Source organism: Streptomyces sp. ISL-12 (assembly GCF_018614415.1).
Taxonomy (GTDB): domain Bacteria; phylum Actinomycetota; class Actinomycetes; order Streptomycetales; family Streptomycetaceae; genus Streptomyces.
Genome location: NZ_JAGGOO010000113.1, coordinates 24,345 through 33,337, shown reverse-complemented (window position 1 = coordinate 33,337; position 8,993 = coordinate 24,345). Strand labels below are relative to the sequence as shown.

7 protein-coding genes and 1 tRNA gene are annotated in these 8,993 nt (G+C 70.8%); 6 read left to right on the top strand and 2 right to left on the bottom strand.

Annotated elements, in window-relative coordinates; all coding sequences use genetic code 11:
* Positions 1–1,322: 1,322 nt before the first annotated feature.
* Positions 1,323–2,351, bottom strand: a complete 1,029-nt coding sequence (locus J7I94_RS28675) for an SMI1/KNR4 family protein (RefSeq protein WP_215171585.1) — start codon at positions 2,349–2,351, stop codon at positions 1,323–1,325.
* 384 nt (positions 2,352–2,735) lie between these two features.
* On the opposite strand from J7I94_RS28675, the gene J7I94_RS28670 reads away from it, so the two are divergent.
* Both J7I94_RS28670 and J7I94_RS28665 read left to right on the top strand, forming a co-directional pair.
* The gene (locus J7I94_RS28670) at positions 2,736–3,266 is read left to right on the top strand and encodes a YwqJ-related putative deaminase (protein WP_215171584.1); all 531 of its coding nucleotides are present in this window, start codon (positions 2,736–2,738) and stop codon (positions 3,264–3,266) included.
* Between the two features lie 40 nt (positions 3,267–3,306).
* A complete protein-coding gene (locus J7I94_RS28665; protein ID WP_215171583.1) occupies positions 3,307–3,807 on the top strand; it encodes an SUKH-3 domain-containing protein in 501 nt (166 codons plus the stop codon).
* Positions 3,808–3,834: 27 nt separating this feature from the next.
* On the opposite strand, the gene J7I94_RS28660 is transcribed toward J7I94_RS28665, so the two are convergent.
* A complete protein-coding gene (locus tag J7I94_RS28660; RefSeq protein ID WP_215171582.1) occupies positions 3,835–5,154 on the bottom strand; it encodes a sensor histidine kinase in 1,320 nt (439 codons plus the stop codon).
* A 168-nt stretch (positions 5,155–5,322) separates the two neighbouring features.
* On the opposite strand from J7I94_RS28660, the gene J7I94_RS28655 reads away from it, so the two are divergent.
* The 4 genes from J7I94_RS28655 to J7I94_RS28640 all read left to right on the top strand — a co-directional run bounded on the left by J7I94_RS28655 (position 5,323) and on the right by J7I94_RS28640 (position 8,915).
* The gene (locus J7I94_RS28655) at positions 5,323–6,189 is read left to right on the top strand and encodes a hypothetical protein (RefSeq protein WP_215171581.1); all 867 of its coding nucleotides are present in this window, start codon (positions 5,323–5,325) and stop codon (positions 6,187–6,189) included.
* A gap of 8 nt (positions 6,190–6,197) precedes the next feature.
* Positions 6,198–6,271 (top strand) — tRNA-Gln (locus tag J7I94_RS28650).
* 109 nt (positions 6,272–6,380) lie between these two features.
* Complete coding sequence (gene glmU / locus J7I94_RS28645) at positions 6,381–7,829, top strand: bifunctional UDP-N-acetylglucosamine diphosphorylase/glucosamine-1-phosphate N-acetyltransferase GlmU (protein WP_215171580.1); 1,449 nt, start codon at positions 6,381–6,383, stop codon at positions 7,827–7,829.
* 111 nt (positions 7,830–7,940) lie between these two features.
* Positions 7,941–8,915 carry a ribose-phosphate diphosphokinase gene (locus J7I94_RS28640; RefSeq protein WP_215171579.1) on the top strand — a complete coding sequence of 325 codons (975 nt, stop codon included), beginning with the start codon at positions 7,941–7,943 and terminating at the stop codon, positions 8,913–8,915.
* Positions 8,916–8,993: the final 78 nt, after the last annotated feature.

Below are 8,993 nucleotides of genomic sequence, written 5' to 3'. Positions count from 1 at the left end.
CGCCGGGGCCGTGCGGGGGCGCGGTTGGCACGGTGGGGGCGTGGTGAACACCGGCCTGCGCCCCTGCGGGACCCGGCACGCCGGGTACGCCGGGGGCGGCGGGAGGTGCCGCGGGGGTGCCCGGAACACCGGGCGGCACCGGAGGGGGCGGCTGCGTGACGCCAGGCGCACCAGGAGCCTGCGGCACACCGGAGGCATGGGGCGGAGCGCCCGGCACCGGCGGCGCTGCGGGCGGCTGCGGCACGCCGGAGGACTGGGACGGCGCCCCTGGCACCGGCGGCGTCCCCGGCACCGACGGCCCGGACGGGCTCCCCGGCCGCGCGTCAGGCGCCGCCTGCGGAGGCAGGGGCACGCCCGGCACCGAAGGGGACGACGGCGCACCCGGCCCGGCCACCTCCCCCGTAGCCGTAGCCGTACCTGTCCCCGTACCCGTCTCCTTCGTCGGTGGCAGCCCGCCACCCCGCGTCAGCCGCGCCGTGCCGGCGTCCACGATCGCCCCGGCCGGCTCGGCGTCGCCGGTGTCGACGGCATCGGCGGCGATGTCGTCATCGCTCAACTGCGACGCGAACACGGTTTCGGGCAGCGGAACGGAACGGTCCTCGCCCCCGTCCCCGTTGGTGTCCGTCCCGGCCCACGGCGTGGCCCCGGGCGGCACGGCCGGCCCTCCGGCCACCTCGCCACCCGCACTCCCGTCGGTCCCGCCGGTCCTGTCGGCCCCGTCCGCACCCCCACCGGCAACCGGCCACGCCGCCCCACTAGCCGGCGAAGCCCCCGGAACCCCCGGAGCAGCCGAAGTCGGCGAAGCCCCCGAAACCCCCGGCCCCGAAGCAACCGACGAGCCAGGCGAACCCACCGACCCCGGCGAGCCCGCGGCCCCCCCGGAACCCGCAGACCCCCCGGAACCCGCCGCACCCGCCTCCGTCCCGCCCCCGCGCCGCCGGTCCGGAATCCCCAGCTTGTCCGCCGCCTCCTGCAACCACTCCGGCGGACTCAGCAGGAACGACGTCTGGTTCAGATCCGCCCGCGCCGCCGGCACCGGCCCGGCGACCACCTCCGAGCGGCCGTACTCCTCCTCGTACCGGCGGATCACCTCACCCACCGGCAGCCCCGGCCACAGCGTCGCGTCCCCGCTGTCCCGGGCGATCACCAACCGCTGCGCACCGCCGTCCGAACGCGGCCCGCCCTCCCGGTCCTCGCCCCACACCACGAACCCGAGCCCGAACTCCCGCACCCGCACCTCACGGTGCTGGTACGCCGGAACGTCCCCGTTGATCCATTCCTCGGCGCGCTCCTGCGCCTGCGCGAACGTCACCATCGCCAGCTCACTCTCCCGCAGCCGCCGCGGACGACACCGGCACCGCCCGCGCGAACCCGCCGTCCACCATCAGATCCGCCACCGTCTCCAACTCCGGCGGCGACCCCGCCAGCCGCGACAGAAACGCGTCGAAGTCCTCACCGCACGGCAACAGCAACCGCTCCGACCGCTCGGCCGGCGACCACCCCGGATCGACGTCCCGCGCGTCGTCGTACGCGCAGAACCACACCGAACCGGCCCGCTCGCCCTTCACCTTCACCGCCAGCAGCCCGCCCTGCACGAACGCGACACCCAGGTAGTCCTTGGTCAGATGGTCCCGCAGACACTTGTTGACGTAGACCAGGTCATTGACGGCCGCCTCCTCACGCACCGTGAAGAACGGCTGATCGACCAGCAGCCCCAACTCCGCGTCCAGCGCCGTCCCCACCGGCGCACAGCCCCCCGCCGCCTTCAGGAACGACCGGTACGCGCCCGGCAACCGGTACCCGAGGTCCTCCTCCACCCCCAGCACCTGCTGCTCCGACACCGCCACCCCCGACTTCGGCAGACCGAAGTGCGCCGGACGCGTCTCCTCCAACGGCCGCGTCCCCCGCTTGCCCTGGTCCACCGCCGCCGTCGCGATCCCGCCGTGATGCCGCAGCAACGCCTTCACCTCGACCGGCACCAGCTCCAGCCGCCGCGACCCCACCACGTGGTGCCACGTCCAGCCGTGCGGCGTCGCCACCGCCGGCACCGTGTCCCACAGCTCGTGCCCCGACGCGGACAACGCCGCGTTCGCCGACACGTAGTCCGTCAGCCGCAACTCGTCGACACCGAACCCGCCCGGCGGCTCCGCGACCTCCGCCGCCGCCCGCGCGTACGGCGAGAAATCCGGGTAACCGCTCCCGTCCACCCGTACCCCTCGCGGGTGACGCGCCGCCCGCACCGGATCGGGAAAATGCACGACCTGCCCGGCGTAGGCCGCGTTCGGCGGCACGGCCCGTCCCTCAACCTGGCGGCCGGGAGGAACCCCCAGCCCGAGCCGACCTGTCGTCATGGCGGTTGCCCCCTGCGGCGTATGTCCGTCAGCCGTCCGTACGGACGCTGTGTCTGACTGTCTGGAGCTGACTGAAACTGTATGGAGCTGTGAGGAGTTGCATGGGGTTGTACGGGGTTGTACGCAGCCGGTCCGAAGACACGTCCGGAACTGCCAGGACCCCGCACCACACGCGGTGACGACAGCCTATGCGGTACGACGACACCGGTCACCGGCACCAGTCACCGGTACCGGCGACACACCTCTCCGCTTCCGTGACCATCCGTCACGTACCGGTGACAGACCGCCCATAACCGGGCGTGTCGCCACGCCCCAGCTTCCCCACCCGCCACGCCATTTGGCAGTCTGTGACCTCCGGGGGAGGTTCAGGAGGGGATGACGTTCATGAGCGCGACACAGACGGGACACCGGACCGGCAGGTCCGACGACCCCCGCACCGGCGACCCCCGCATCGGCTGGAGCAGCGCCGAAACACCCCACGCGCCCACCCTGCGCCACCGCCGCGACGGCATACTCCCCACCGTCGCCGCCGCCCTCTCCGTCCGCGGCACCACCCTCACCGGCACCGCCGCCCGCGGCGACACACCCCCCGCCCTGCACCCCCTCGTACAGGACTTCCTCGACACCCTCACCAGCTCACAACGCGACCGCTTCACCGGCCGCTGCGCCGAGACCATCCTCATCTCCCGGCACCTCACCACCGCCGACGCCGCCCGCAGCAAACGCGCCGCCCGCCGCCCCATGACCAACGGCGAAGCCCGCAAGGCCCTCAAACACGCCAAACTCACCACCCGCCACATCCGCGAGGACGGCGACCCCCTGCACGGCACCTTCGCCCCGCCCTGCCGCACCTGCACCGCCCTCAGCGCCCACTTCGGCGTCCGCATCGTCGACCCCACGCCGACCACCGGCTGACCCCACCCGCAACCCCCGTACGGACGACGAACGAAGGCCGATGCACCCCGACCGCACCAAGACCGGCACCACCCGATTCCCCGTCCCCGTCGACGCCGCCCTGCGCGACGCCGGCTGGCAACCCGGACGCTGGGACATCAAACAAGCCGAATACTGGGCCGACACCCTCCGCGGCCACACCTCACCCGCCGGCCACCGCCACACCGTCTTCCCCGCAGCCGTCGAAGCCTGGGCCGAATTCGGCGGCCTCACCCTCACCCCCACCGGACCCGGCCGGCAGATCGCCCCCGCCACCCTCCACCTCGACCCCCTCCACGGCCTCCACCTCGCCCGCACCCTCGGCGACCTCGGCCGCGCCCTCGACACCGAGGTCTGCCCCCTCGGCACCGAGACCGACACCCAGGCCCTCCTCGCCATCGACACCCACGGCCGCGTCTACGCCCTCGACCACACCGGCGACTGGTACCTCGGACCCGACATCGACCACGCCCTCGGCGCCCTCGTCAACGGCACCGAACCCGCCCGCCTCAGCACCGTCTGACTCATCTGACTCATCGACTCATCTGACTCACGAAACAGACGAAGCGGGAATCACCGCCGACACCCGGAAACCCCCCGCATCCGTCGGCCCCGACACGAACACCCCACCCAGCGCCGCGACCCGCTCCTTCATCCCCACCAGACCATTGCCCCCCGACGGCAGCCCCGCCGCCGACGCCGACGCCGGCTCCGGCGGCGGATCGTTCTCCACCTGCATCGCGATCTCCGACGCCCGATGCGCCAGACGTACGTACGTCTTCGCACCCGACGCGTGCTTGTGCACGTTCGTCAACGCCTCCTGCACCACCCGGAACGCCGTCTGCTCCACCACCGGCGCATACGACCGCGACTCCCCCTGCACCGACAGGTCCACCACCATCCCCGCCGCCGCCGACTGCCCCACCAACTCGTCCAGCTCCGCCAACGACGGCCCCTCCCCGTCCGCCTCGGCCGCCCGCGAAGCCGCCGCCGCGGCCGCCGCCCCCACCGCCGCCAACGGCACCGACGCCCGCTCCCGCGGCGTCTCCTGCCCCCCGCTGCGCAACACCCCGAGCATCTCCCGCAACTCGGTCAGCGCCTGCCGCCCCATGTCCCCCACCAGCGCGGCGTTCTTCACCGCCTTCTCCGGATCCTTCCGCGCCACCGCCTGAAGCGCGGCGGCATGCACCACCATCAGGCTCACCCGATGCGCGACCACGTCATGCATCTCCCGCGCGATCCGCGTCCGCTCCTCATTGCGCGCCCACTCGGCCCGCTCCTCCGCCCGCTCCGCGAGCAACTGGAGCTCCCGCTCCAGATCGTCCGCCCGCTCCCGCAAGCTCTCCATCAGCCGCCGCCGCGCCCCCACGTACAGCCCCAGCAGCACCGGAGGCGCCGTCAGCCCCAACGACGTCGTGACAGCGGCGAACGGCACGAACCAGTCGCCGATCCCCAGATCCCCCCGCGCCATGTCCTGCCGCACCCGCACGAACGTCACGATCAACGTCCCCAGCAGCGACATCCCCGCCAGCGACCCGATGATCCGGCGCGGCAGCTCACACGCCGCCAGCGTGTACAGACCGACGATCCCCATCAGGAAGCCCATCTGCGCCGGCGTGACGGCGATCGCCACCAGCACCACCGCGATCGGCCACTTCCGCCGCACCAGCAGCACCGAGCCGGCCAGCAGACCGAACAGCACCCCGGCCGCGACCGGAATCCCCGCGTCCCACGCGAACGGAACCCCCTCCGCCGCGCACTCCAGCGCCGACACCACCGCGAGGCCCACATCGAGCACCGCACCGCGCCGCCGCTCCCACCACCAAGGCCCACCGCGGGCCGTCACCTGCATGTCCCCCGTCGTGGTCATGCCTCCAGCCTACGGGCGCGCGGCAGCGCATTTCCGGGGAGTTTTGATGGATTGGGCTACACCACGGAGGGTGACAGTACGGTAGCGATACGACGCGATATCCCTCGAACGCGTGAACCGATCACCGACCACCCCCGGAGCCCCGCATTCCGCCCGGACGGTGTTCCCATGACCACACACCCACAGGGCAAGTACGCCGACTTCGAGGGCTTGAGGGAGAAGGCGGTCGCGCTGCGCCGCGCGGGTTACAGCCTTCGGCAGATCAGGGACGAGTTGAAGGTGTTCAACAACGACATCCTCAATCAGCTGGTGAAGGGGGAACCGCCGCCGGCCTGGACGAAGCGCCCGAACGCGAAGGACGACTTGAGGGCGAAAGCGCGTGAGCTGCGACTTCAAGGATGGACGTACGACCAGATCGAGGTGGAGCTGGGTTGTTCCAGGAGCTCGGTGTCCCTGTGGGTGCGCGATCTCCCCCGGCCAGCCAGGCGTCCCCCCTCAGAACAGGCTCGGCTCGCGGCCCGGAAACGCTGGGAGCACCAGCACGCGATGCGCACCGAGGAACGGGCGCATGCTCAGGCGACAGCAACACAGGAGATCGGCTCGCTAACCGACCGCGAGCTGTTTCTGATGGGAGTTGGCCTCTACTGGTCCGAGGGAGCCAAGGCGAAGGGCGGCTCCCATCGGCGGGTGATCTTCGTGAACAGCGACGCGAGCATGATCCGCGTCTTCCTCGCATGGCTCGACTTGATCGGAGTCGAGCGGGCGCGCTGGCGGTTCTCCGTCAACATCCACGAATCAGCCGACGTCCCCGCGGCCGAGTCCTACTGGGCGCGACAGGTCGGCATCGAGGTGCACGACCTGCTCAAGACCAGCCTGAAGAAACACAACCCCAAGACCAACCGCACCAACGTCGGTGAGGGTTACCACGGGTGCCTCCGTGTGGCCGTACTCCAGAGCGCCGGGCTGCACCGCCAGATCGAGGGCTGGTGGAACGGAATCGTTCTTGGCAGCCCGCCGCCCTCCGGTAAGGTCTGAGGCAGCGATCCGCCGTAGTGTAATTGGCAGCACGGCACCCTTTGGAGGTGTTTCGGTCTAGGTTCGAGTCCTAGCGGCGGAGCTGCTCTTCTGGGCCTTGACAGCACAGTCAGGGCCCACACTCATGTTCCTCACGTAACCCCCCGGTATCCTGCGGATGTCCACCCCCACCCACAGCCGAAGGGCATCCCGTGAGCGCCAACCGCCCGGCAGCCGTCGTCGTTCTCGCAGCGGGTGAGGGCACCCGTATGAAGTCGGCCACGCCGAAGGTCCTGCACGACATCTGCGGCCGCTCCCTCGTGGGCCATGTGCTCGCCGCCGCAGGCGAACTGGACCCCGAGAACCTGGTCGTCGTCGTCGGGCACGCCCGCGAGAAGGTCACCGCCCACCTCGCCGAGGTGGCCCCCGCCGTCCGTACCGCCGTCCAGGAGCAGCAGAACGGCACCGGGCACGCCGTGCGGATGGGGCTGGAGGAGCTGGGCGGCACCGTGGAGGGGACGGTCGTGGTCGTGTGCGGGGACACCCCGCTGCTCACCGCCGGCACGCTCGCCTCGCTCGCCGCCACCCACACCGCCGACGGCAACGCCGTGACCGTGCTGACGGCCGAGGTGCCGGACGCGACGGGGTACGGGCGGATCGTGCGGGACGAGAGCACCGGTGCCGTCACGGCGATCGTGGAGCACAAGGACGCCGACGACGCGCAGCGGGCGATCCTGGAGATCAACTCGGGGGTGTTCGCGTTCGACGGGCAGTTGCTCTCGGACGCGCTCGGCAAGGTGCGGACGGACAACAGTCAGGGTGAGGAGTACCTGACGGATGTGCTGGGGATCCTGCGGCAGGCCGGTCACCGGGTCGGGGCGTGTGTCGCGGCCGATCACCGGGAGATCGCCGGGATCAACAACCGGGTGCAGCTGGCCGAGGCGCGGCGGATTCTGAACGACCGGCTGCTGACGGCGGCGATGCTGGCCGGGGTGACGGTCGTGGACCCCGCGTCGACGTGGCTGGACGTGACCGTGACCTTCGAGCGGGACGCCACCGTGCATCCGAACACGCAGCTGCACGGTGCCACGCATCTCGGCGAGGGCGCGGAGGTCGGGCCGAACTCGCGGCTGACGGACACCCGGGTGGGGGCCGGCGCGCGGGTGGACAACACGGTGGCGCAGGGCGCGGAGGTGGGCGCCCAGGCGACGGTCGGGCCGTTCGCGTATCTGCGTCCGGGGACGCGGCTGGGCGTGAAGGGCAAGATCGGTACGTACGTCGAGACGAAGAACGCGTCGATCGGTGAGGGCACGAAGGTGCCGCACCTGTCGTATGTCGGGGACGCGACGATCGGTGAGTACACGAACATCGGTGCGGCGAGTGTGTTCGTGAACTATGACGGACAGGACAAACACCACACCACCGTGGGCTCTCACTGCCGTACGGGGTCGGACAACATGTTTGTGGCTCCTGTCACGGTCGGGGACGGCGCTTACACCGCCGCCGGGTCCGTGATCACGAAGGACGTGCCGCCCGGTTCGCTGGCTGTCGCCCGGGGCCAGCAGCGGAATATCGAGGGTTGGGTGGCCCGTAAGCGGCCGGGGAGTGCGGCGGCGCGGGCGGCCGAGGAGGCGTCCCGGGAGCCGGGCGCCGGAGAGTGACCGGAAACCGGTGCGTCGAAGTCGTCGTACCGTGATAAGTGCACACCCGCACCCTTACCAGCCGGGACGTCCGCTCTGCTCCGGCTGCGAAACCTCTGAGGAGACAGTGCTGTGACCGGGATCAAGACGACCGGCGAGAAGAAGATGATGTTCTTCTCCGGCCGCGCCCACCCCGAGCTTGCCGAGGAGATCGCCCATGAGCTGGGTGTCGGGGTCGTCCCGACGAAGGCCTTCGATTTCGCCAACGGTGAGATCTATGTGCGTTATCAGGAGTCGGCCCGTGGTGCGGACTGTTTTCTGATCCAGAGCCACACGGCTCCGATCAACAAGTGGGTCATGGAGCAGTTGATCATGATCGACGCGCTGAAGCGCGCGTCGGCCCGCTCCATCACCGTCATCGTGCCGTTCTACGGTTACGCGCGGCAGGACAAGAAGCACCGGGGCCGTGAACCGATCTCGGCGCGTCTGATCGCGGATCTGATGAAGACGGCGGGCGCGGACCGGATTCTGGCCGTGGATCTGCACACGGACCAGATCCAGGGCTTCTTCGACGGGCCCGTCGACCATCTCTTCGCGCTGCCGCTGCTGGCGGACTACGTGGGCGCGAAGGTGGACCCGGACAAGCTGACGGTGGTGTCCCCGGACGCGGGCCGGGTGCGGGTCGCGGACCGCTGGTGCGACCGGCTGGGCGCGCCGCTGGCGATCGTGCACAAGCGGCGTGACAAGGACGTGGCGAATCAGGTGACCGTGCACGAGGTCGTGGGTGATGTGAAGGGCCGGATCTGTGTCCTGGTCGACGACATGATCGACACGGGTGGCACGATCTGCGCGGCGGCGGACGCGCTGTTCGCGCACGGTGCGGAGGACGTCATCGTGACGGCGACGCACGGTGTGCTGTCGGGTCCGGCGGCGGACCGGCTGAAGAACTCGAAGGTGAGCGAGTTCGTGCTGACGAACACGCTGCCGACGCCGGGTGAGCTGGAGCTGGACAAGATCACGGTGTTGTCGATCGCGCCGACGATCGCGCGTGCGGTGCGTGAGGTGTTCGAGGACGGTTCGGTGACGAGCCTCTTCGACGAGCAGTAAGTCGTCGCGAGAGATCGTTTTGGGTGCGGCCTCCCTCGCCGAGTAGACTGCTGAAGTTGCTCGGCGAGGGAGGCCGCA